The organism is Bacillus sp. A015, assembly GCF_053851875.1.
Window position 1 is genome coordinate 56,820 of sequence record NZ_JBSPZB010000014.1, and the last position, 21,145, is coordinate 77,964.

The following is a 21,145-nucleotide window of genomic DNA, read 5'->3' on the forward strand; positions in this document are numbered from 1 at the left end:
AAATAGGGAGCAACATGACCATATTGTTATTGAGAGATTGAAGGAGGGATTCTACTTGAAAGAAGATCAACAGCCTAAACCATCTTCAGATTCAGAAGACACTTTAACGAATCGACAAGGTCATCCGGTAACAGATAATCAAAACATGAGAACCGTTGGGAATAGAGGACCAACCACGCTTGAAAACTACGATTTCCTAGAGAAAATCAGTCATTTTGATCGTGAGCGTATTCCTGAACGAGTCGTTCATGCACGCGGGGCTGGGGCACACGGTTATTTTGAAGCCTATGGTACATTCGGTGATGAACCCATCTCCACCTATACAAGAGCCAAATTATTTCAGGAGAAAGGGAAAAAGACCCCTGTCTTCGTTCGTTTTTCTTCTGTGATTCACGGCGGTCATTCGCCAGAAACATTGCGCGATCCTAGAGGGTTTGCGATCAAATTTTATACAGAAGAAGGCAACTGGGATCTAGTTGGAAACAACCTGAAAATTTTCTTTATCCGAGATGCTTTGAAGTTCCCTGATTTGGTTCATGCCTTTAAGCCCGATCCTGTCACCAATCGTCAGGACGGCGAGCGCATTTTTGATTTCGTCTCACAATCACCAGAAGCGACACATATGGTGACATTTCTCTTTTCACCATGGGGCATTCCAGCGACATACCGCCACATGCAAGGATCGGGTGTCCATGCCTACAAATGGGTGAATCAAGATGGAAAAGCGGTGCTGGTCAAATATCACTTTGAACCGAAACAAGGCATTCGCAATTTGACCCAGGAACAGGCTCAAGCGATTCAGGGTGAAAACTTTAATCATGCCACACAGGATTTATATGAAGCGATTGAGCAAGGAGACCACCCTGAATGGGAGGTATATGCGCAGATCATGGAAGATGATGCCCATCCTCACCTTGACTTTGACCCGCTTGATCCGACAAAGCTTTGGTACAAGGATGACTATCCATGGAAACCGATCGGGCGAATGGTCTTAAACAAAAATCCAGAAAATTATTTTGCAGAAGTCGAGCAGGCTGCCTTTGGGACTGGGGTTCTCGTAGACGGTCTCGATTTTTCAGATGATAAATTGCTGCAAGGGCGCACCTTCTCCTACTCTGACACGCAGCGGTATCGTGTGGGGCCAAATTATTTACAGCTGCCGATCAATGCTCCGAAAAAGCATGTCGCCACCAATCAACGAGATGGACAAATGGAATACCACGTCGATCAAGGAAAAGGGCAAAATCCCCATGTGAATTATGAGCCGTCTATCCTCGGTGGATTAAAAGAAGCGAAGCAGGATGGAAAGGATCATTCACCTTTTGTCGAGGGTGAAGTCAAACGAGAATCCATTGACCGCCCGAACAATTTCGGTCAAGCGGGAGAAACGTATCGCCGCTTCAATGATTGGGAGCGTGAGGAGCTGATTAAGAACTTAGTCAACACCCTTGCGACATGTCAAAAAGACATTCAAGATCAAATGATCGAAAACTTTACAAAAGCAGATCCTGATTACGGAAAGCGTGTCGCTGACGGTTTAAAAGCCTTTAAACAAGAGGAACCAAGCGGACCCATTGGCTCAACAGGCGCAGCTCAAGCCGTGAACGAAGCCATCAACAATAGCACACCTTCAGATCCTTATTAAATAAAAAAGAATGCAGCGGCGAGGCTGCATTCTTTCTTTTTTACACCTATTAAGCGTTTTGGCCTTTTTTGATCCATTCTGCCACATTGACTGTACGTTTTGCCTGATGTTTCGCGGCTGCTTCTGCATCCTCTTGGATCTTTCCATTTTGGTCCACAGTGACACTCACACCGTAAGGGTTACCCCCTGCACCGTATAGGGAGTCATCTGTGTATCCAGGAGCAGCAATAATCGCTCCCCAGTGGAACATGGTTGTGTAAAGGCTCAGAATGGTCTGCTCCTGTCCGCCATTTGGATTTTGTGCAGATGTCATCGCACTCACTGCTTTGTTTGCCAATTTTCCTTGGAACCACAGGCCACCTGTTGTATCTAAGAATTGCTTCATTTGAGCCGGCAAGTTACCGAAACGTGTCGGCATGCTAAAGATGATCGCATCTGCCCACTCTAAATCACTCAATTGAACCTCTGGTACATCCTTTGTTTCGTCTAAATGTGCTTTCCATGCTGGATTTGATGCAACAACTGATTCTGGTGCCAATTCAGGAACCTTTAATACTTTGACCTCAGCGCCAGCTTCTTTCGCTCCAGCCTCAGCCCATTTCGCCATCTGATAGTTTGTACCTGTTGAACTATAATAAATAATCGCTAGTTTTACATGTTCCATTTGTTCCAGCTCCTTTTGTTTGGTTTGCCCAAAAAGCTTCTGTAAAAATCCCACCTGTATTCCCCACCTTATTTAAATTGACGACGATACCATAAAGCCGCAGCATCGACTTCTTCTCTCGTTAACTGATGTCCACGATTTTCCCAATGAAGCGTAACCGAAGCGCCCGCGTCTTGCAGCAATTGTTCCAGCTCCTGTGATTCCTCTGGACGGCACATTGGGTCATTTTCACCAGCTGCTATAAAGACTTGTTTCCCCGCTAATGAAGGCATTGAAACCCCGCGTCTTGGGACCATCGGGTGATGCAGGATGGCTCCTTTCAGCGCGTCTCCATAATGGAATAACAGACTTCCAGCAATGTTCGCCCCATTGGAGTAGCCGATAGCTATCACATTATGACGATCAAACCCATATTCAACTGCTGCTTCCCCGATGAATGTATATAGTTCGTTTGTACGCTCAATTAAATCTTGTTCATCAAATACACCCTCTGCCAAACGCCTGAAAAAACGCGGCATGCCATTCTCTAACACATTTCCTCTCACACTAAGAACAGATGCGTCAGGATCTATCGCCTCTGCAAGTGGCAATAAGTCATGTTCTGTACCGCCAGTTCCATGCAGTAATAAAAGGACAGGTCTTTGTTCATTCTTTCCTTTTCGAAAAAGATGCTTCATCATGAATCTCCTTTCCCTTTGATTTCTCTCACCTCAATTGGCAGCACAATTTGTTCAATCTGGCTGCGCTGCGCCTCATATTGCGATGGCAGTTTCAATGCTTCACCCATTGTTTCCACTGTTTCATCGTGTGCAAACCCTGGAGGATCCGTCGCAATTTCAAATAATATGCCGCCAAGCTCTCTAAAGTAAATGGCATTGAAGTAATTTCTGTCTTGCACAGGTGTGACTTGATACCCGCTTTGTGCAATATGTCTTTGCCAATCTAATTGATCCTGATCATCTGTTGCTCTCCATGCAATATGATGTACAACCCCAACACCCATACGTCCTCGTGCAACAGGTGTCACTTTCACATCAATCACATTGCCAATTTCACCGAACGAACGGAATCGCACATAGTCCTCTTCTGCTCCAACTCGTTCAAGTCCCATCGTTTGCTCTAACAGCTGCATCGTTTGCTCCGGCTGCGATGTTAATAACACAGCTCCGCCAAACCCCTTAATCGCTATATCTGATGTGACACCGTTAAATGTCCACTCATTTTGCTTTCCTTCCTCACGCTCTACAAGCTCAATCAACAAGCCGTGTGGATCTTCAAATGAGAGAAAGGCTTCACCAAAGCGTTCAATGGTTTCATAAGAAATATCAAACTGCTTCAGACGTTCCTTCCAGAAAGAAAAAGCGCCTGTCGGGACAACATATGTTGTCACACCCACTTGACCTGCACCAATTTGCCCCTTTTGTGCGCCTGGCCAAGGGAAAAACGTCATAATGGTACCTGGAGATCCTCCTTCATTCCCAAAATATAAGTGATATGTGCCCGGATCATCAAAATTGACGGTCTTCTTAACGAGACGTAATCCCAATACACCTGCATAAAAATCAACGTTCTCCTGAGGATGACCAACAATTGCTGTAATATGGTGAATACCTTCTGTTTTCTTCACTTCTAATGACCTCCTCATCATGAAGTAACAAGCCTCTATTCATTCTGTCTTTGCTGACGTCTTTATATTATCTTGAATTCGAGATATTAAACAAAAAATATATTTATCTCGAATTAAGGATATGATGTTTTTAAATAAATGTCAACGATTTTTGTCTTTTCTTTGAAAAGAGCAGGCCTGCTTTTCAAATGGCAAACCTGCTGTTTCTTGATTATTTCAGAAGCTTTTTCTTTTTTAAATAGGCTTCCGCTACCTGAAATGCGTCTTTTCCCTTCACGTTGACTTCATAATTCATTTCTCTCATCTCATCGTCTGTGATTTGACCAGCGAGCTTGTTGAGAGAGGTCTCAATCTCAGGAAACTCAGTTAACGTCTCCTGTCTTAGCAGTGGCGCTCCTTGATATGGCGGGAACACATGCTTGTCATCATCGAGCACCTTTAATTTGTATTGTCTCAGCTCGCTGTCTGTAGAATACGCATCGACCAAATTGATATCCCCTTTTTGAATCGCTCGATACCGAAGCTTCGGTTCCATCGTCACCATATCGTCAAAGGAAAATTGATAAGTCTTTTGAATGCCTCGATACCCATCCTGACGATCAGAAAATTCTAAGGTAAATCCAGCATTTATACGATTCTTGATTTGACCTAGATCTGAAATCTTTGATAACTCATATTGATCAGCCAGCGACTGAGGTACGGCTAAAGCATACGTATTGTTATAAGCCATCGGCTGAAGAAGACGGAGCTGAAAGGATGACTCCAAGCCTCGCCTCGCCTGCTCATACACTTTTTCTTTATCTGTGCTTTTCGCTGTTTCTTTGAGAAACTCAGAAATCGCTGTACCCGTAAACTCAGGATAAATGTCGATATCGCCAGATCGTAAAGCTTGAAAAACAAAGGACGTCTTACCAAGGCCCGGCTTAAGATTGACTTGAATATCCGTATCCTTTTCAATTAAAAGCTTATACATCGAGATCAAAATTTCAGGCTCTGATCCTAATTTTCCCCCAATGGTGATTTCTTTCTTTTCTTGTTGAAGCAGCAAGGGGGCAGCGACAACTGCTCCTGCAATTACAGCTAAGACAGTCACAGAGATCACGGTCTTTTTAAAGGATATTTTCTCAAATGTTCGCAGTACCACATCAAATAAGAGCGCAAGTAAGGCAGCTGGTATAGCGCCAATGACGATCAGCGACATATCATTTCGATCAATTCCTAGTAGAATCAGACTTCCTAATCCCCCAGCCCCGATCAGAGCCGCAAGAGTAGCTGTCCCAACAATGAGAACCATCCCGGTTCGGATACCCGCCATGATCACTGGCATGGCCAGGGGCAGTTCCACCTTTAATAAACGTTTGCGATGATTCATTCCCATGGCAAGCGCCGCTTCTCTAAGGGAAGGATCAACCTCATGAATGCCTGTATATGTATTTCTTAAAATAGGAAGTAAAGCATAGACCACAAGAGCAATAATGGCGGGCACCTGCCCGATTCCAACTAGAGGAATCAGCAAGCCCAGCAAAGCCAGAGACGGAATCGTTTGCAAGACAGCCGTCACCCCAATCACCCACTCTGCTAACTTTGGAACCCTCGTTAAATAGATGCCCAATGGAATCGCAATCAAAATTGCCAAAAATAAAGCAATAAAAGAAATTTGAATATGCTCAAGTAAGGCGTGACCCAATTGTTCTTTCCGTGCCCATAACACACTGGTCCATTCATTCATGTGACTCGCCCCTATCTCTAGGAGAATCAGCTAAAAACTGAATCACTGCTTGCCGATTGACCAGTCCAATCCGCTCCCCATCCTTCTCAACAGCCAATTCCTCATGCTTTGTCAATCGAGACAAGACCTCATCCAGCGTGGCATTTGCTGAGACCGCATTATAGCCTAAAAGAGCTTCGTGAGCCAATGGTTGAGCCAGAGCTTCTAGCTCAAATGCCTGATGTCCCACATGGCGAGCAGCCCCTGAGACAAACTCCCGAACAAATGAATTGACTGGATGTTGAACCAATTCCTCTGGACGTCCAATCTGCACCACTTTTCCTTCATTCATGACACATATCCGATCACCAAGCTTCATGGCTTCTTGCATATCATGCGTCACAAAGACGATGGTCTTTTGAATACGGCGCTGTAAATCAAGCAGATCAGCCTGCAATTTCTCTCTCGTTAGTGGATCTAACGCACTAAAAGGTTCATCCATTAAGACGATCTCAGGATCAGCTGCAAGTGCACGTGCAACACCGACCCGCTGCTGCTGTCCCCCAGAAAGCTCTGCCGGCTTTCGGTGTCGATACATAGCTGGGTCAAGCCCTACCATTAACATCAGTTCATCAACACGCTTATTCGTCTCATTCCGGCTCCAATGTCTCAGCTCCGGTACCACAGCAATATTTTCTTCTATGGTCATATGAGGAAAAAGCGCAATTTGTTGAAGAACATAGCCAATGTCCCAGCGCAGCTCATAAATATCATAATCACTTATTTTTTGACCTTTTATGTAAATCTCACCTTCTGTAGAAGAGATGAGACGGTTGATCATTTTCAAGGTTGTCGTTTTCCCGCTTCCACTAGGGCCAATCAGTACAAAAAACTCACCTTTCTGAATCTCTAAATCAACAGATTGAACGGCATAGCGCTCATCAGAAAATTGCATCGATACCCTCTTAAATTCAATCATCTTCCCACGCCCTGACTCCAATTATTTTCTAGACTACCAATATGACAGATCCACCTAGTATTTGTATAGAAACAAACTGTCACCTTGGCTCTCTTTTACATACTTCCCCTAGTATGACCGCCAAAAACGGCTCTTGCAAAAAAAGATGTGATTCTTCAGTTAGACAAATAAAAAAAGCGAAGAGCTCAAGGCTCTTCGCTTTTAAGTCAACGACTTACTCACCAGTAACGTATGGAAGTAATGCCATTTGACGTGATTTTTTGATCGCTAAAGTCAATTTACGTTGATACTTAGCGCTAGTTCCTGTTACACGACGAGGTAAAATTTTACCACGCTCAGAAACAAACTTTCTAAGAAGATCAACATCTTTGTAGTCGATGTGCGTGATACCGTTAGAAGTAAAGAAACACACCTTACGACGTTTCGCACGACCGCCTCTGCGTCCACCTGCCATTTGTTTTCACACCTTTCCTTTAGTCATTTTTCCAGATCAATTAGAATGGCAAATCATCATCGGAGATGTCAATCGGTTTACCATCGTTCGCAAATGGGTCATCATTGAAGCTATTTCCCTGATTACGATTTTGGTTGTTTTGATTGCCATATGGATTTTGATTTGGTTCATTTCCGAATGGATTCTGATCGTTTTGGCTACCGCCATAATACTGGCCTCCGCTATTGCCACCGCCGCTGTATCCACCTGAACCAGCACCGCCGCTCTTAGGCTCAAGAAATTGAACACTTTCAGCTTGAACCTCTGTCACGAAGACACGCTGTCCTTGCTGATTTTCATAGTTTCTTGTCTGCAAACGACCGTCTACACCGGCAAGACTTCCTTTTTTCAAGAAATTAGCCACGTTCTCGGCTTGTCTTCTCCAAGTAACACAGTTAATGAAATCGGCTTCACGCTCTCCAGATTGATTCGTAAACGTACGATTCACAGCTAGAGTAAACGTGGCTACAGCCGCACCATTAGGCGTGTAGCGAAGCTCAGGGTCTTTTGTTAGTCTTCCGACCAATACAACACGGTTTAGCATATTGAAAGACCACCTTTAAATATATATTTCAATGATTTATACTTCTTCTTTAACAACAATGTGGCGAATGATATCGTCACTGATCTTAGCTAAGCGGTCAAATTCTTGAACTGCTGCAGCGTCAGATTGAACGTTTACGATTTGGTAGAAACCGTCACGGAAATCGTTGATTTCGTATGCAAGACGACGTTTACCCCAATCCTTTGTTCCAGTGATCTCCGCACCGTTAGAAGTTAACACGTTATTGAAACGCTCGATAACTGCTTTTTTAGCCTCATCGTCAACTGTTGGGCGGATGATGTACATAACTTCGTACTTTCTCATCTGATTGCACCTCCTTTTGGTCTAAGCGGCCCTAAACGGGCAAGGAGCAATAAATTATATTACTCACAATTGTATATTATAACAAATCACTTGGCCTATGACAAGAACTTATACATTAAAACGGAAATGAATGACGTCTCCATCTTTCACTTCGTATTCTTTACCTTCTAAACGAACTTTCCCTGCCTCTTTCGCAGCAGACATGCTTCCGCCAGCCAGTAAATCCTTATAAGCCACCGTTTCAGCACGAATAAATCCACGCTCGAAGTCAGTATGAATGATGCCGGCACATTCTGGCGCCTTCATTCCTTTTTTAAATGTCCAAGCGCGTACCTCTTGCTCACCTGCTGTAAAATACGTAGCTAAGCCAAGAAGTGAATAAGACGCTTTGATCAGCTGATCTAGTCCTGATTCTTTGATGCCAAGCTCTTCAAGGAACATCTGCTTCTCTTCTCCTTCAAGCTCTGCAATTTCAGACTCGATCTTAGCACAAACGATGATCACTTCAGCGTTTTCGCCAGATGCAAACTCGCGAATTTGCTGCACATATTCGTTACCGTCCTGATCCGCTACTTCGTCCTCACTCACATTCGCTACATAAAGAACGGGTTTAGACGTGAGTAAATGAAGCTGTTTCACAAGCTTTTGCTGCTCATCTGTAAATTCTACAGATCTTGCCGATTTCCCATCTTCAAATGCGTCCTTTAGCTTCGACAAAATATCAAATTCAGCTACAGCTTCCTTGTCCTTTTGTTTCGCGAGCTTACTCACACGAGTCAAACGCTTTTCAACCGTTTCTAAATCAGCCAAAATCAATTCTAGATTAATGGTTTCGATATCTGATACAGGGTCAACCTTACCTGATACGTGTGTAATGTTATCATCTGCAAAGGCTCTCACCACGTGACAGATCGCATCTACTTGGCGAATATGCGAAAGGAATTTATTCCCTAAACCTTCACCTTTAGATGCACCTTTGACAATACCAGCAATATCAGTGAATTCAAAAGCAGTTGGAACTGTCTTCTTCGGCTGCACCAATTCTGTTAGCTTTTGTAAACGCTCGTCTGGAACTTCTACAATTCCGACGTTTGGATCAATGGTACAGAACGGATAGTTAGCAGACTCCGCTCCAGCCTGTGTAATTGCATTAAATAGCGTTGACTTCCCGACGTTAGGTAAGCCAACAATACCAGCTGTTAAAGCCATTCTTTCATCTCCTCTATATCAAACGTGCTCGTTATACTGCGTAATATGAACCTAGAGCAATTATAAGTAGGTTTACATGAAAAGACAAGCTAACCATCATGCATTTTCAATAGAAGAAACAGCAACAAAAAGAGTAAATCAGAGCTGCAAAAGGAGAAATTGTATCTGTTTCTCCTGTACAATATACAAATTTAATCAAAAAAAACATGAGGCCTACTAAGCAGTTGGCTCCTCATGCTTGACAAGAATTTTCTTCATTTTTCGTTCAAAATCTCTTCTTGGAATCATCACGCTGTGCCCGCAGCCTTCGCATTTAATGCGAATATCCATGCCCAAACGAATCACCTTCCACCGATTGGCACCACATGGATGGGGTTTTTTCATTTCAACTACGTCATGTAACCCAAACGCTTTGTCTGCCATCAGCCTTCACCTCTCTTGCTCACTTCATTGAATCTATTGTACAAAAAAACGACGATGAAGGGCAATGCATAAAATAAAGAGCCTCTTCATTCGTCAATCCAGTTCTTTACTTATAGAAAAAACCCTTCTTTTAGATCATTTTATTTGTGACCAATAGTTACTTAAACTCCGCTTTTTTTCAATATTGTCACAAACACTGTAGGTCAAAAGGTTTTTATTGGTAGAACGCTGTGGTTTTTCCATATTTTTTGATTTATGATATCTGCATAAATGTTATGTGAGGGAGCAGGTACGATGGTCAATCGAAAGGATAGATTAACTGATAAAGAATATAAAATCATATCCGATCATGCTGGAGACATAGACAATTACCAGCAGCACCATACGATAGAAATAGGTCAGCAAACGCTCACTGTCCACGATTTTCTAAAGATCGATCATAAATTATATGGTTTAATGATGCAGCAGGAACATTCAGACGAATTCATCGTTGCTTTTCACTGTCCGCTGCCAAATCAAATGACAGTCACATCATCACAAGATGTGCAAACGGCGGCACAATCATTGCTCAAAACGGATTATGCCTACCCTATTGAAAGAAAGTCCCTAGCTGGGAATCAAGAACATGTCTTTTTTAGAGGGAAGGAATACATAGAACAAATCAGTCAGAAGCACCCTAATGTAGCCATCCATCTCACTGGACAAGCCCTTGCCGGTGCTGTTTGTGCTTATATTGCAACAGAACAGCCAGCTGTCAAAAAAGCCGTCACCTTTGATAGTCCAAATATATGGAGTAGCCTGCCGCCTTCGATTCAGCAAAAGGCGCTGCAAGGTAAATATACTCATGTTCTCACTGAATATATTCAGCCTACTCATTACGTAGGTTTACTCAATCGTCACGATCATGGGGTTGGACAAGTCAAATACACCGTACCGCCTCGGGAGCAAGGCTCAGTCCAAGAATCCATTCAATATAAACAAAGAGAAATTGACACCTTTTTAAAATCAGCCTTTGCTTCTATGAATATAGAATGGAACGAATCATTTGATACAAATGCATTTTTAGCTCTCGTTTCAGGAGATTCCAAGCCAAATGGTTATTTATTCCACCCGAATGGAACCGCTCGTATTTTAGATGAACAGCTTGATCACAATACAAGTTTTACAGCGATGCTTTTGCAAGAAATTCATTCAGGCCGTGCATATGCACAAAGCGGTCTTGAAATTATCATAAAATCCCATTTACTAAAAAATTCATCTTATGATCTACAAAGCATTATTGAGCATGAGGTGCAAACTGTATTTGAGAAAATCGATGGAATCGATGAAAGTGTAAAAGAAGCCGTCCACCATGTAAAACAAGAGCTCAAAGGACTTGTCGGTTTTGGCCACTATGATTTATTAAGTCATACAGATGTAGAAGCACTGTTAGAGGAAGTAAGGATGGAGCAGCAGCATTCATCCTTTTATTCACATGAAAAACAACTGAATGCCTTGTACACCCTTAGAGATTATGAACAAGAACTTTCCACCCTTTCAAGACATCTCTACACAATGGGTGATGACTATGCCAAGGCAGATAGACGTCTTGCGTTGCAAATGGGTATTCATTAAGAAAGGAGTCGCCAAATGGTCAATCAAAATAAACCTCCTAGTGACGCCCAGCGTTTCTTGCAAAATGTGAGCGCTCGCCGCTCCATGTCTGTATTCGAAAATCAATCTGCACCCCAAACACAATCGCAATCTCCTGAAGAAATCGCCGCCATTCAGGCTATACGCAGAGAAGGACAGCGAAAGGATTTAAAGCGACTGCTGAAAATGCGGCTTCATGACGAATTAGCAAACACTCGCGTGCACTTGGAGTATCAGCTGTCCAAAACAGAAGACATGTTGAACCAGACAACCATTGTCAAACAGCATTTATCCCAGCATTTAAAAGGACAAGCCATCACTGAATTAGAGGAACGCATTCAGCGTCTCCAGCAAATGCCTGTATATGACGATATCAAAGACGCCATCGATTCAATTCGGATAAAATAAGCACTTCTCTTGCGAAGAGAGGTGCTTATTTTGTTTTATCAATATAATTTTTAGACCGGAAAAATATCTTTTTACTTAAAATCGGATATAGCATTAAACAGACGAGTAAATAAAGGTTCAACAAACTATAAATCGGATACAAGAAAGCAATCAAATCGGCAAATCCAAGAGATGTTAAAGGCGCCATCAAAAGAAGCATGACAAACACAATCAACCAGCGAGGCATTTTTACAACAGAGAGCATCCGGCTGGATAAACCAAATAAACCTGCGGCTGTCGTCGTATAAATCGCTAGACAAAGGACGACTGTCATAAACACAAACAATGACGTCGGCGCCCCCTCTAATACTGTAAACAAAGGAATTCCCTCTGCTGAAAGACTTCCAGAAATATCAACCAGTATTTCGTTATACACATAAGAGATCACACCAAAAATCAGACCACTTAATATGCTCGCCACCTTGGCTTCTCCGAGCCCCTTCATTTCTTTCCCAACCGAAGACAGCACTGCAACAACAGATAATATATTCAAAGAGGCAAAGACAATACTGGCTGGCCAATTGTACTGCTGGCCAAAATCAATCCTCCACATATGATCATGATTCATATAATAAAAAACAAACGCATAGATGAGCCCCGCCACCAAAATTGGTATAATGAAAGCATTCACTGATAAGAGCCCTTTCACATCCCAGAAAAAAATCATAAATGAAAAAAAACAAAACGCACCGATGCCAACCCAAAATGGTACATGATACATCTCAAGTGTAACCCCGCCACCGGCAATCATGACCGTCGTTGTCGTGAATAAATAAAGAACGATTAAAATGTCATACACCTTAGCCAGCCATGGTCCTACAAGCCGCTCTAACACTGGCACAAAGTGATCGGCACGCACCTCATAACTGATTTTTAACACCACATAGGTAGACAGCATAAACATCAATGTAAACAGGAGAATGGCTAGTCCACTATCAATGCCAAAAAACTGCCAAATTTCTTGGCCGGAAGCATATCCCGCTCCTATTAAGCTTCCTAAAATTAAAAGCGTCCACCTTGAACCAGCCTTCCACACAATCATCACCTCATAGGTATAGAATTAAGCTTGTTTCCGTATACTGTTACTAACTACTATGACAAGGAAGTGAGACCTATGAATAGCAAGAACGGTCTTTTTTTAAGAAATAGGGTAAAAGAATACGTGTCCCATACGGATACAAATGCCATTCAACAGCTTAAAAGTATTTTATTCTCGCATCTTCAGAAAGCAGGAAAAAGACCTATTGCCATCGTTTGTATTGGAACAGACCGCTCAACTGGCGACTCTCTAGGTCCACTTGTTGGCACAAAGCTTTCAGGTCTGGAATTGAAAAAGCTTCATGTATACGGAACGCTCTCTGACCCAGTGCATGCGGTCAATTTAAAAGAAAAGCTCGCTGAAATTGAACAAGCTCATAAACATCCGTTTATTGTAGCTGTTGATGCCTGTTTAGGAAGAGTGAAAAGTGTAGGTTCCTTTCAGATTGGAGATGGGCCGTTAAAGCCTGGGGCAGGTGTGCAAAAGGAGCTGCCAGAGGTAGGAGATATTCATATCAATGGGATCGTCAACGTGAGCGGTTTTATGGAATACTTCGTTCTCCAAAATACACGTCTTCACCTTGTCATGTCTATGGCCAATACACTTTCTGAAAGTCTATCTCACATTGATCAAATGGATTGGACGAGAGAAAAAAGCCGGTCTCTCTTCACCCCTATTCAAAATATCACTGGGAGAATATAAAAAAGACCATCTCTCGTATCAAGATGGTCACTCTGAGGATTCTCTCGCAGAAAGCAATTCAAGAATTCTTTCTAAATCTTCGTTTGAGAGAAATTCAATCTCAATTTTCCCTTTTTTCTTCTGTTTCTTGATCGTAACTGGAGTACCAAAGTAATGTTGTAAGAAAGACTCTCTTTCTTTCAACACTCGATCCTTTGGTGCTTCTTTTTTCTTTGTTTCACGTGGAACATTTTCGTTTAATTGCTGAACAAGTTTCTCAACCTGACGTACATTTAACCCTTCATCCACGATTTTCTTTACCAATGGCGCCAGCTTCTTCTTATTTTTCAAGCTAAGCAATGTTCGCCCATGTCCCATAGATAACGTTCCATCTGCAATCAGCTTTTGTACTTCATCCGGTAATGTCAAAAGACGGAGATGGTTCGCAATATGTGGTCTGCTCTTACCTAATCGCTTCGCTAATTCCTCTTGAGTCACACTTAAGTGATCTAGCAAGGAAGCATAGGCTTCCGCTTCCTCTAATGGTGATAAATCCTCGCGCTGTAAGTTTTCTAAAAGGGCAATCTCTCTCATCAGCGTTTCTGAAAATTCTCTGACGATCGCAGGAATCGTTGTCAGACCAGCTTGTTGTGCTGCTCGGAATCGGCGCTCACCTGCTACAATGTCATATCCTTTAATCGATTTTCGGACAATGATCGGCTGTAAAACACCGTGCTGCTGAATCGACTCTTTGAGATCGGATAATGCATCATCGTCGAACGTTTTTCTTGGCTGATACGGGTTCGGACGCAGATCCTTCATTTTGATCTCTTCGACAGTTTCTTCATTTGAATCTACGTTGTTAAATAGTGCATTAATACCCTTTCCAAGACCTTTAGCCATTCGCATCCACTTCCTTTGCTAAGTCTAAATAGACATCTGCACCTCTTGAACGTGGATCATACAAGATAATAGGCTTTCCATGACTAGGCGCTTCGCTGAGTCTCACATTTCTCGGAATCACGGTCTGATAGACTTTATCTCTAAAGTATTTCTTCACTTCTTCGATGACCTGAATTCCAAGATTTGTTCGCGCATCAAGCATTGTCAGCAAGACACCTTCAATGGCAAGATCGGTATTTAAATGTTTCTGCACGAGACGAACTGTGTTTAACAATTGACTCAATCCTTCAAGCGCATAATATTCGCACTGAACCGGTATTAAAACGGAATCGGATGCAGTTAACGCATTAATCGTCAGTAATCCAAGTGATGGCGGACAGTCAATAATCATGTAATCGTAATTTTGCTTCACAGATTCAAGTGCTCTCTTCAGCCTCACTTCACGTGAGATCGTAGGCACAAGCTCAATTTCCGCCCCTGCAAGCTGTATCGTCGCAGGAATGACATCAAGATTTTCGACCTCTGTCGTCTTAATCACATCAAGTACATCTGCATCGTCAACTAAAATATCGTACACACACTTCTCTACGTCGGCCTTCTCAATCCCAATACCACTCGTGGCATTGCCCTGCGGATCAATATCAACTAACAACACTCTTTTTCCTATGTATGCTAAACACGCACCCAAATTCACAGAAGTTGTCGTCTTCCCGACGCCGCCCTTCTGGTTGGTAATCGCTATGATTTTTCCCACGATGTCACCCACTTTCAACTTAACAAGTTTCTCATTCATTCATACTTTCTATTCTATCAAAAAAAGTATGAAACGTTTGCTTTTTTTGTTTCTCCATTATTAATTCGTTGACGAATGTCTATTTTCGTACATGATTAGATGAATGAAAACACACATAAAAAGTATATTAGTATATCTTTCTGATAAAAATCGATATACTTAGAAATAAAAAACCCTCACTTTAATCAAAAGTGAGGGCACATATCAAAAGTTTAATCCGCCAATTTTACGGCCTTCGCTCACAATGACCTTAGGGGTCACTGTTTTATAGCTTTTCTTTTTCAAGAATCCATAGGGTGCCTTAATGGTAAATGTCGCATGTCCGACAGCGTCACCCGTTTTGGCGTAGGCCTGCCACACAATCTTTGAACAGTATGTGGGGTCCAATGATTGGATCGACATTGTGATGGAGTATCGAGCCTTCGGATGGTCTTTCACGTAATCGTGTGCCCATTCCCCTGCAAGATCCGCCTTTTCTTCGTGATTGATCCGAATCACCTTTGTGTTGGCACTATAGCGAAACCAGCTATGAATGGAATCAATATGAGGGTGCTGTCGAAACCCTGGAATGGAGGCATAGCTTTTCTCGTTAATGACGATACCAGCATGACCAATTAAGCCATTCAAAGCACCAGTGCTTGTCACCAATATATCCCCTTTTTTAGGCATAATATCGGTTCCAGGATAAGGCTTTCCTAAAAGGTGGCGAATGGTATGCGGCTTTTCATCAGTCTCCATCTCATCCTGCTTGTTTTGCCGTAAGCCATAGTTCTTCAAATCATCATCAGCTGTGATCAAGTCGATCGTCTCGTCCTGAGACTCATGCTCTTGATTTAATTGTTGAACAGTTACCTCTTTAGAAACCACGCCTTGTTTCTTCAGGACGTTCAGTTCTTTCTTCGTAACCGTTTCTTCTCCAGCATGAACCTCTTGACTCGGTGGCGTATTCACAGCAAATATAGTCGTTTCATTTGAAAAAAGAGAAATAGAAAATAGTAAATAACAGATAATAGCAAAAATAGTTTTTTTCATATTCATTGAATAGATGTCACCTCCTTTCTACTATGAAAATCATATTTTACCAATTAATCAATAATAAGTAAATATTATGCACTTTGATGAAAGGGGACTGACCCCATAAAGTGAGACAAATAAAAAACACCTTTAAGTTGAAAATCGGGTATAGAATACCTGAAAATAATTTGGAGGTGTTTTTCTATGGGCTCAAGAGTTAGTTATCCAATTGAAGTGAAGATGAAAGCAATTGAAATGCGATTGGCGGGAGTACCAGTTAAAAAAGTGTTGGAGGAATTAAATATTCAGAATGTGACTCAACCTAAAACATGGATGCAACGGTATAAATCAGGAGACATTCATCGTTTAAGACAGCCAGTAGGCAAACAGTATTCGTACGGGAAAGGGCCTGAATATCAAGATGAGAATGAGAAATTGAAAACGGAAATTCGCTACTTAAAACAACAAATTGACATATTAAAAAAGTACACAGAATGGGAAAGGAAGTGAAAAAAGAAGCGTTCGTGTCGATTTATGATACGGTAAAAGACAAAGTGAGTATAAGTGCATTCTGTCAGATGTTTGAGCTTGCAAAATCAACATTTTATCGTTGGAAAAAACAAGGTCATCAGCCGAAGCGGCAGGGGTTAATCGACCTCATTTCATCGCTTTGTGAGGCACACCAATATACGTATGGTTATCGAAAAATAACGGCTCTACTGCGAAAAGAAATGAAAATGAACCATAAGACGGTACAACGTATTATGCAAACCTACGGTTTGCAGTGTCGTGTGAAAGTGAAAAAGCGTAAACAAACCGGTCAACCTTATGACATTGCAGAAAATCACTTGAAACGAGATTTTTCTGCGACAAAGCCACTTAAAAAACTGGTGACAGATATAACGTATCTGCCCTTTGGCCAAAAAATGCTTTATCTATCTAGCATAAAAGATTTATATACAAGTGAGATTGTAGCTTATACGATTGGTGATAAACAGGATATTTCTCTTGTGCTAGATACGTTGAATCAGTTACAGACATTGCCTAAAGGCTGCGTACTTCATAGTGATCAAGGATCGGTCTACACTTCATATGCTTATCAAAAGGAGATAAAGGAAAAAGGCATTATCATGAGCATGTCCCGTAAGGGAATGCCCGCTGATAATGCCCCCATCGAATCCTTTCACTCCAGTTTAAAATCAGAAGGATTCTATCTCCACCACCTGACAAACACTACAACAGCCATTGTAGAAAAAACAGTCAGGGAGTATATTTATTATTATAACAATATCCGAATTCAATTGAAATGAAACAACCAGTCACCGAAAGAGTTTCGACAACTGGCTGTTTCATAAAGGTGTTTTGATCCCTGTCTCAAAAACGGGGGTCAGTCCCGATCTCATCAGCTTTTTTCTATTTAGGAATTCGAATCGTTAATTGGATGTATTCCTCAAATTCTTCTTCCTCGGTATTTATTTTAAGTCCGCTGTCTTCTACCATGTGGAGAGACTGGCGAATGGTATTCATCGCAATTCGTGTATCTCGACTAAATGCCTTACGTTTTGGCTTCGGTTTGCGATCTGTTTTTTGTTCAAGCATCTTCACTACACGCTCTTCAGTCTGTTTCACATTCAGCTGCTTTTCGATGATTTCCTGCAATAGCGCGATTTGTAATTCTGGAAGCTTTAGGGGTACAAGTGAACGTGCATGCCTCTCAGAGATTTTTTTCTCCAAAATGGCCTGTTGTACCTCTTCAGGCAACTTTAAAAGTCTTAATTTGTTGGCAACAGTTGATTGTCCCTTGCCTAAACGCTGAGCAAGCGCCTCTTGCGTTAAATCATGGAGCTCTAAAAGGCGTGCATAAGCATGAGCCTCTTCAATAGCAGACAGCTCTTCCCTTTGCAAATTTTCAATCAATGCCACAGATGCCGTTTCCGTATCAGTAAAATCTTTTATAATAGCGGGGATCTTCTCCCATTGAAGAGTTTGTACCGCTCTCCAACGTCTTTCGCCGGCGATCAGTTCATATTTTCCTTCTTCTTCTGTTGGTCTGACAACAATAGGTTGGATAATGCCATGGGTATGAATAGTCGTGGCCAGCTCTTGTATCTTTTCTTCTGAAAAAATGGTGCGTGGCTGAAAACGGTTAGGCATAATTGTGTCGACCGGGAGCTCCTGTATCTCTTCCTTTAATGTATCATGCTCAGCAATCTCTACCTCTATTTCGGTTTCACGCTCAGGATGTTCTTTGTCACCAAGCCCGAAGAAGCGTGAGAGTGAATGCTTCATGAACCTACACCACCTTTAAAAACTACCTTTTTATAATTCTATTTTCTCATGTTTTTTCCTTCTGTAAAATCATAAATATTGAAGAAAAACCGACCTTTTACATGATCAACCTTCTATTGGTGATTTATTAGGTGTTCCTGGTTTTCTAGGATATTTTTTTGGTGTTTGTTTTTTCTTTTCAATGACAATGATGTTCCGTTCGCTTTCTTCTAAAGGAAGAACAAAGGAATGCTTTTCAACAACCTCTCCTCCGAGGACTGTGACGGCTTTTTTCCCTGCTTGCATCTCTTCATCAGCGGCAGATGCTTTTAATGCAACAAACAATCCTTCCTTTTTCACAAGAGGCAGGCATAATTCGCTCAAAACAGATAGACGCGCAACTGCTCTAGCAGTGACAAGATCATAGCTTTCTCGCTTTTCCTTACGTTGGCCAAACGTCTCCGCACGATCATGATAAAAAGTAGTATCTTGTAAATTTAACCCTTTTGCTAACTCATTGAGAAACGTAATTCGTTTCTGGAGAGAATCAACAATGGTCACATGTAGATGAGGGAAACAAATTTTAAGAGGAATGCTTGGAAAACCAGCACCAGCTCCAATATCACAAATCGTTGTCACATTGTGAAAATCAATAAAAAATGCTGCTGATATCGAATCATAAAAATGCTTTAAATAGACTTCTTCCTTTTCTGTAATGGACGTTAAATTCATCTTCTCGTTCCATTCTACAAGCATGCGGAAGTAAGTTTCAAATTGTTCAAGCTGCACAGGAGAAAGAGTGATCCCTTTCTCCTCAAGTGCTGCTTTAAATTGATCAATGTTCATGCCGACATCCTTTCTACTCTGCTATCTTCGCAATACGTCCCTGCTCCAAATACACTAAAAGGATAGAAATATCAGCAGGGTTAACGCCAGAAATACGAGAAGCCTGTGCAACAGAAAGCGGTCGGACTTCTTTCAGCTTTTGCTTCGCTTCAGTTGCAATCCCTTTGATGGCATCATAATCGATTCGATCCGGAATCTTTTTGTTCTCCATCTTTTTCAGCTTTTCAACTTGTTGGAGCGACTTTTCAATATAACCTTCGTATTTAATTTGAATCTCTACCTGCTCACACACATCAGAAGGAAGCGGTGTTTCAGCAGGAGCTAATTGCACAACAGATTCATAGTTCATTTCTGGACGCTTCATCAAATCACTTGCACGAATGCCGTCCTTCAGCTCACTTCCACCAAGTGAACGAATAAATTCTTGTGTCTCCGCTGTAGGTTTAATGATGACAGAGTATAATCGTTTTTTCTCCGCTTCAATGGCTTCTTTTTTCAGCTGGAACGCTTGGAATCTCTCTTCAGAAATTAATCCCAGGTTATATCCCAGTTCAGTTAATCTTAAATCAGCATTGTCATGACGTAAAAGTAGACGATACTCTGCACGGGATGTCAAGAGACGATAAGGTTCATTTGTTCCCTTTGTGACAAGGTCATCGATGAGAACACCGATATATGCATCAGATCGGCTTAAAATGACTTCTTCTTTCCCTAAAGCTTTTCTTCCTGCATTAATACCTGCCATAATTCCTTGACCTGCTGCTTCCTCATAACCCGATGTTCCATTAATTTGGCCGGCTGTATATAATCCGGAAATTTTCTTCGTCTCAAGTGTCGGCCACAGCTGTGTAGGCACAATTGCATCATACTCGATGGCATAACCCGCTCGCATCATTTGTACATTTTCAAGTCCTGGGATGGTTGAAAGCATACGCTGCTGTACATCTTCAGGAAGACTTGTAGACAAACCTTGCACATAAACTTCCTGCGTATTACGACCTTCTGGCTCTAAGAAAATTTGATGTCTCGGTTTGTCATTAAATCGAACCACCTTATCTTCAATGGAAGGGCAGTATCTAGGACCAGTTCCTTTAATCATACCTGAATACATTGGAGAACGGTGAAGATTCTCGTCAATAATTTGATGTGTCTCTAAACTCGTGTATGTTAACCAGCATGGTAATTGGTCTGTAATATATTCAACCGTTTCATAGGAGAATGCCCGTGGTACATCGTCACCTGGTTGAATTTCTGTCTTACTATAATCAATCGAGTGGCTGTTCACTCGAGGGGGTGTTCCTGTTTTAAAACGAACCAAATCGAATCCTAATTCTGCTAGATGATCTGATAATTTAATTGAAGGCTGCTGGTTATTAGGGCCGCTTGAATAGGAAAGATCCCCTAAAATAATGCGGCCTTTTAAGAAAGTACCAGTCGTTAAGACAACAGATTTCGCACGATAATTCGCCCCTGTTTGTGTAACGACACCTTTACATTCATCATCTTCTACAATTAAATGATCCACCATACCTTGGAGCATTGTCAGGTTTGGTTCATTTTCCATTGTTTTTTTCATTTCGTGCTGATATTGGAACTTATCTGCTTGCGCTCTTAACGCACGGACAGCAGGTCCTTTCCCAGTATTCAGCATGCGCATTTGAATATGCGTCTTATCTATATTTCGTGCCATTTCTCCGCCTAGTGCATCAATTTCTCTGACGACAATCCCTTTTGCGGGACCACCTACGGACGGATTACATGGCATAAAAGCAACCATATCGAGGTTGATGGTCAATACAAGTGTTTTGGCGCCCTGTCTTGCAGAAGCAAGAGCAGCCTCAACACCGGCATGACCGGCACCGACAACGATGACGTCATATTGGCCAGCTTCATAACCCATTTCTTA

At 41.9% G+C, this 21,145-nt stretch carries 22 protein-coding genes; 5 read left to right on the forward strand and 17 right to left on the reverse strand.

All coding sequences use genetic code 11. The features are described 5' to 3' along the window. Nucleotides 1-28: 28 nt before the first annotated feature. A complete protein-coding gene (katX, locus tag ACSLGF_RS12695) occupies nt 29-1,645 on the forward strand; it encodes a catalase KatX (RefSeq protein WP_456006014.1) in 1,617 nt (538 codons plus the stop codon). 49 nt (nt 1,646-1,694) lie between these two features. Here the strand turns inward: katX and wrbA are convergent, their stop codons facing one another. The 10 genes from wrbA to ACSLGF_RS12745 all read right to left on the reverse strand — a co-directional run bounded on the left by wrbA (nt 1,695) and on the right by ACSLGF_RS12745 (nt 9,616). Next, a complete protein-coding gene (gene wrbA / locus ACSLGF_RS12700) occupies nt 1,695-2,309 on the reverse strand; it encodes an NAD(P)H:quinone oxidoreductase (RefSeq protein ID WP_456006016.1) in 615 nt (204 codons plus the stop codon). Nucleotides 2,310-2,377: 68 nt separating this feature from the next. Continuing rightward, nucleotides 2,378-2,989 carry an alpha/beta hydrolase gene (locus ACSLGF_RS12705; protein WP_456005965.1) on the reverse strand — a complete coding sequence of 204 codons (612 nt, stop codon included), beginning with the start codon at nt 2,987-2,989 and terminating at the stop codon, nt 2,378-2,380. Next, nucleotides 2,986-3,957 carry a ring-cleaving dioxygenase gene (locus tag ACSLGF_RS12710; RefSeq protein ID WP_456005968.1) on the reverse strand — a complete coding sequence of 324 codons (972 nt, stop codon included), beginning with the start codon at nt 3,955-3,957 and terminating at the stop codon, nt 2,986-2,988. The genes ACSLGF_RS12705 and ACSLGF_RS12710 overlap by 4 nt, the downstream gene beginning before the upstream one ends. 190 nt (nt 3,958-4,147) lie before the next feature. After that, the gene (gene opuFB, locus ACSLGF_RS12715) at nt 4,148-5,665 is read right to left on the reverse strand and encodes an osmoprotectant update ABC transporter permease/substrate-binding subunit OpuFB (RefSeq protein WP_456005970.1); all 1,518 of its coding nucleotides are present in this window, start codon (nt 5,663-5,665) and stop codon (nt 4,148-4,150) included. Next, a complete protein-coding gene (locus ACSLGF_RS12720) occupies nt 5,658-6,623 on the reverse strand; it encodes an ABC transporter ATP-binding protein (RefSeq protein ID WP_456005972.1) in 966 nt (321 codons plus the stop codon). The genes opuFB and ACSLGF_RS12720 overlap by 8 nt, the downstream gene beginning before the upstream one ends. Before the next feature lie 214 nt (nt 6,624-6,837). After that, entirely contained in the window at nt 6,838-7,077 is a 240-nt protein-coding gene (rpsR, locus tag ACSLGF_RS12725) for a 30S ribosomal protein S18 (RefSeq protein WP_008347556.1), read from the reverse strand. Nucleotides 7,078-7,117: 40 nt separating this feature from the next. Continuing rightward, nucleotides 7,118-7,660: a single-stranded DNA-binding protein SsbA gene (gene ssbA, locus ACSLGF_RS12730; RefSeq protein ID WP_099682525.1), complete on the reverse strand. Its 543-nt coding sequence runs from the start codon at nt 7,658-7,660 to the stop codon at nt 7,118-7,120. Nucleotides 7,661-7,696: 36 nt separating this feature from the next. After that, on the reverse strand, nt 7,697-7,984 hold the full coding sequence (gene rpsF / locus ACSLGF_RS12735; RefSeq protein WP_024424058.1) for a 30S ribosomal protein S6: 288 nt from the start codon (nt 7,982-7,984) through the stop codon (nt 7,697-7,699). A 108-nt stretch (nt 7,985-8,092) separates the two neighbouring features. Next, nucleotides 8,093-9,193 (reverse strand): redox-regulated ATPase YchF, encoded by a 1,101-nt coding sequence (gene ychF / locus ACSLGF_RS12740; RefSeq protein WP_456005974.1) that lies wholly within the window; start codon nt 9,191-9,193, stop codon nt 8,093-8,095. Between the two features lie 216 nt (nt 9,194-9,409). Further along, nucleotides 9,410-9,616, reverse strand: a complete 207-nt coding sequence (locus ACSLGF_RS12745; RefSeq protein WP_008347561.1) for a DUF951 domain-containing protein — start codon at nt 9,614-9,616, stop codon at nt 9,410-9,412. A 294-nt stretch (nt 9,617-9,910) separates the two neighbouring features. Between ACSLGF_RS12745 and ACSLGF_RS12750 the strand changes: the two genes are divergently transcribed. Beyond that, nucleotides 9,911-11,230 (forward strand): hydrolase, encoded by a 1,320-nt coding sequence (locus ACSLGF_RS12750; RefSeq protein WP_456005976.1) that lies wholly within the window; start codon nt 9,911-9,913, stop codon nt 11,228-11,230. A gap of 15 nt (nt 11,231-11,245) precedes the next feature. Further along, nucleotides 11,246-11,656 (forward strand): hypothetical protein, encoded by a 411-nt coding sequence (locus ACSLGF_RS12755; RefSeq protein WP_456005978.1) that lies wholly within the window; start codon nt 11,246-11,248, stop codon nt 11,654-11,656. Nucleotides 11,657-11,681: 25 nt separating this feature from the next. Here the strand turns inward: ACSLGF_RS12755 and ACSLGF_RS12760 are convergent, their stop codons facing one another. Beyond that, nucleotides 11,682-12,737: a YkvI family membrane protein gene (locus ACSLGF_RS12760; RefSeq protein WP_456005980.1), complete on the reverse strand. Its 1,056-nt coding sequence runs from the start codon at nt 12,735-12,737 to the stop codon at nt 11,682-11,684. Between the two features lie 72 nt (nt 12,738-12,809). On the opposite strand from ACSLGF_RS12760, the gene yyaC reads away from it, so the two are divergent. Next, nucleotides 12,810-13,436 (forward strand): spore protease YyaC, encoded by a 627-nt coding sequence (yyaC, locus tag ACSLGF_RS12765; RefSeq protein ID WP_456005983.1) that lies wholly within the window; start codon nt 12,810-12,812, stop codon nt 13,434-13,436. Between the two features lie 27 nt (nt 13,437-13,463). On the opposite strand, the gene ACSLGF_RS12770 is transcribed toward yyaC, so the two are convergent. The 3 genes from ACSLGF_RS12770 to ACSLGF_RS12780 all read right to left on the reverse strand — a co-directional run bounded on the left by ACSLGF_RS12770 (nt 13,464) and on the right by ACSLGF_RS12780 (nt 16,149). Beyond that, on the reverse strand, nt 13,464-14,318 hold the full coding sequence (locus ACSLGF_RS12770; protein WP_456005985.1) for a ParB/RepB/Spo0J family partition protein: 855 nt from the start codon (nt 14,316-14,318) through the stop codon (nt 13,464-13,466). Next, complete coding sequence (gene soj / locus ACSLGF_RS12775) at nt 14,311-15,072, reverse strand: sporulation initiation inhibitor protein Soj (protein ID WP_008360890.1); 762 nt, start codon at nt 15,070-15,072, stop codon at nt 14,311-14,313. Before soj ends, ACSLGF_RS12770 begins: the two co-directional genes overlap by 8 nt. 243 nt (nt 15,073-15,315) lie before the next feature. After that, entirely contained in the window at nt 15,316-16,149 is an 834-nt protein-coding gene (locus tag ACSLGF_RS12780) for an orthopoxovirus pf05708 family protein (protein WP_456005987.1), read from the reverse strand. A gap of 180 nt (nt 16,150-16,329) precedes the next feature. Between ACSLGF_RS12780 and ACSLGF_RS12785 the strand changes: the two genes are divergently transcribed. Next, a protein-coding gene (locus tag ACSLGF_RS12785) for an IS3 family transposase (RefSeq protein WP_456005989.1) occupies nt 16,330-17,435 on the forward strand; the annotation gives its coding sequence in 2 pieces (ribosomal slippage) (nt 16,330-16,603 and nt 16,603-17,435; 1,107 coding nt in all). Nucleotides 17,436-17,538: 103 nt separating this feature from the next. Here the strand turns inward: ACSLGF_RS12785 and noc are convergent. The 3 genes from noc to mnmG form a co-directional block, all read right to left on the reverse strand. Next, a complete protein-coding gene (gene noc / locus ACSLGF_RS12790) occupies nt 17,539-18,414 on the reverse strand; it encodes a nucleoid occlusion protein (protein ID WP_099726337.1) in 876 nt (291 codons plus the stop codon). A gap of 105 nt (nt 18,415-18,519) precedes the next feature. Next, nucleotides 18,520-19,239, reverse strand: coding sequence for a 16S rRNA (guanine(527)-N(7))-methyltransferase RsmG (rsmG, locus tag ACSLGF_RS12795; RefSeq protein ID WP_456005991.1), 720 nt, complete (start codon nt 19,237-19,239; stop codon nt 18,520-18,522). Nucleotides 19,240-19,252: 13 nt separating this feature from the next. Continuing rightward, entirely contained in the window at nt 19,253-21,139 is a 1,887-nt protein-coding gene (gene mnmG / locus ACSLGF_RS12800; protein WP_456005993.1) for a tRNA uridine-5-carboxymethylaminomethyl(34) synthesis enzyme MnmG, read from the reverse strand. Nucleotides 21,140-21,145 lie beyond the last annotated feature (6 nt).

Coding starts and splice junctions, on each gene's coding strand:
- mnmG (WP_456005993.1), bottom strand. CDS start 21,139: ATGGGTTATGAAGCTGGCCAATATGACGTCATCGTTGTCGGTGCCGGT.
- ACSLGF_RS12750 (WP_456005976.1), top strand. CDS start 9,911: ATGGTCAATCGAAAGGATAGATTAACTGATAAAGAATATAAAATCATA.
- ACSLGF_RS12705 (WP_456005965.1), bottom strand. CDS start 2,989: ATGATGAAGCATCTTTTTCGAAAAGGAAAGAATGAACAAAGACCTGTC.
- rsmG (WP_456005991.1), bottom strand. CDS start 19,239: ATGAACATTGATCAATTTAAAGCAGCACTTGAGGAGAAAGGGATCACT.
- ACSLGF_RS12745 (WP_008347561.1), bottom strand. CDS start 9,616: ATGGCAGACAAAGCGTTTGGGTTACATGACGTAGTTGAAATGAAAAAA.
- wrbA (WP_456006016.1), bottom strand. CDS start 2,309: ATGGAACATGTAAAACTAGCGATTATTTATTATAGTTCAACAGGTACA.
- rpsF (WP_024424058.1), bottom strand. CDS start 7,984: ATGAGAAAGTACGAAGTTATGTACATCATCCGCCCAACAGTTGACGAT.
- rpsR (WP_008347556.1), bottom strand. CDS start 7,077: ATGGCAGGTGGACGCAGAGGCGGTCGTGCGAAACGTCGTAAGGTGTGT.
- opuFB (WP_456005970.1), bottom strand. CDS start 5,665: ATGAATGAATGGACCAGTGTGTTATGGGCACGGAAAGAACAATTGGGT.
- ACSLGF_RS12780 (WP_456005987.1), bottom strand. CDS start 16,149: ATGAATATGAAAAAAACTATTTTTGCTATTATCTGTTATTTACTATTT.
- ACSLGF_RS12720 (WP_456005972.1), bottom strand. CDS start 6,623: ATGATTGAATTTAAGAGGGTATCGATGCAATTTTCTGATGAGCGCTAT.
- ACSLGF_RS12760 (WP_456005980.1), bottom strand. CDS start 12,737: ATGATTGTGTGGAAGGCTGGTTCAAGGTGGACGCTTTTAATTTTAGGA.
- ACSLGF_RS12710 (WP_456005968.1), bottom strand. CDS start 3,957: ATGATGAGGAGGTCATTAGAAGTGAAGAAAACAGAAGGTATTCACCAT.
- ACSLGF_RS12770 (WP_456005985.1), bottom strand. CDS start 14,318: ATGGCTAAAGGTCTTGGAAAGGGTATTAATGCACTATTTAACAACGTA.
- ychF (WP_456005974.1), bottom strand. CDS start 9,193: ATGGCTTTAACAGCTGGTATTGTTGGCTTACCTAACGTCGGGAAGTCA.
- ACSLGF_RS12755 (WP_456005978.1), top strand. CDS start 11,246: ATGGTCAATCAAAATAAACCTCCTAGTGACGCCCAGCGTTTCTTGCAA.
- yyaC (WP_456005983.1), top strand. CDS start 12,810: ATGAATAGCAAGAACGGTCTTTTTTTAAGAAATAGGGTAAAAGAATAC.
- ssbA (WP_099682525.1), bottom strand. CDS start 7,660: ATGCTAAACCGTGTTGTATTGGTCGGAAGACTAACAAAAGACCCTGAG.
- noc (WP_099726337.1), bottom strand. CDS start 18,414: ATGAAGCATTCACTCTCACGCTTCTTCGGGCTTGGTGACAAAGAACAT.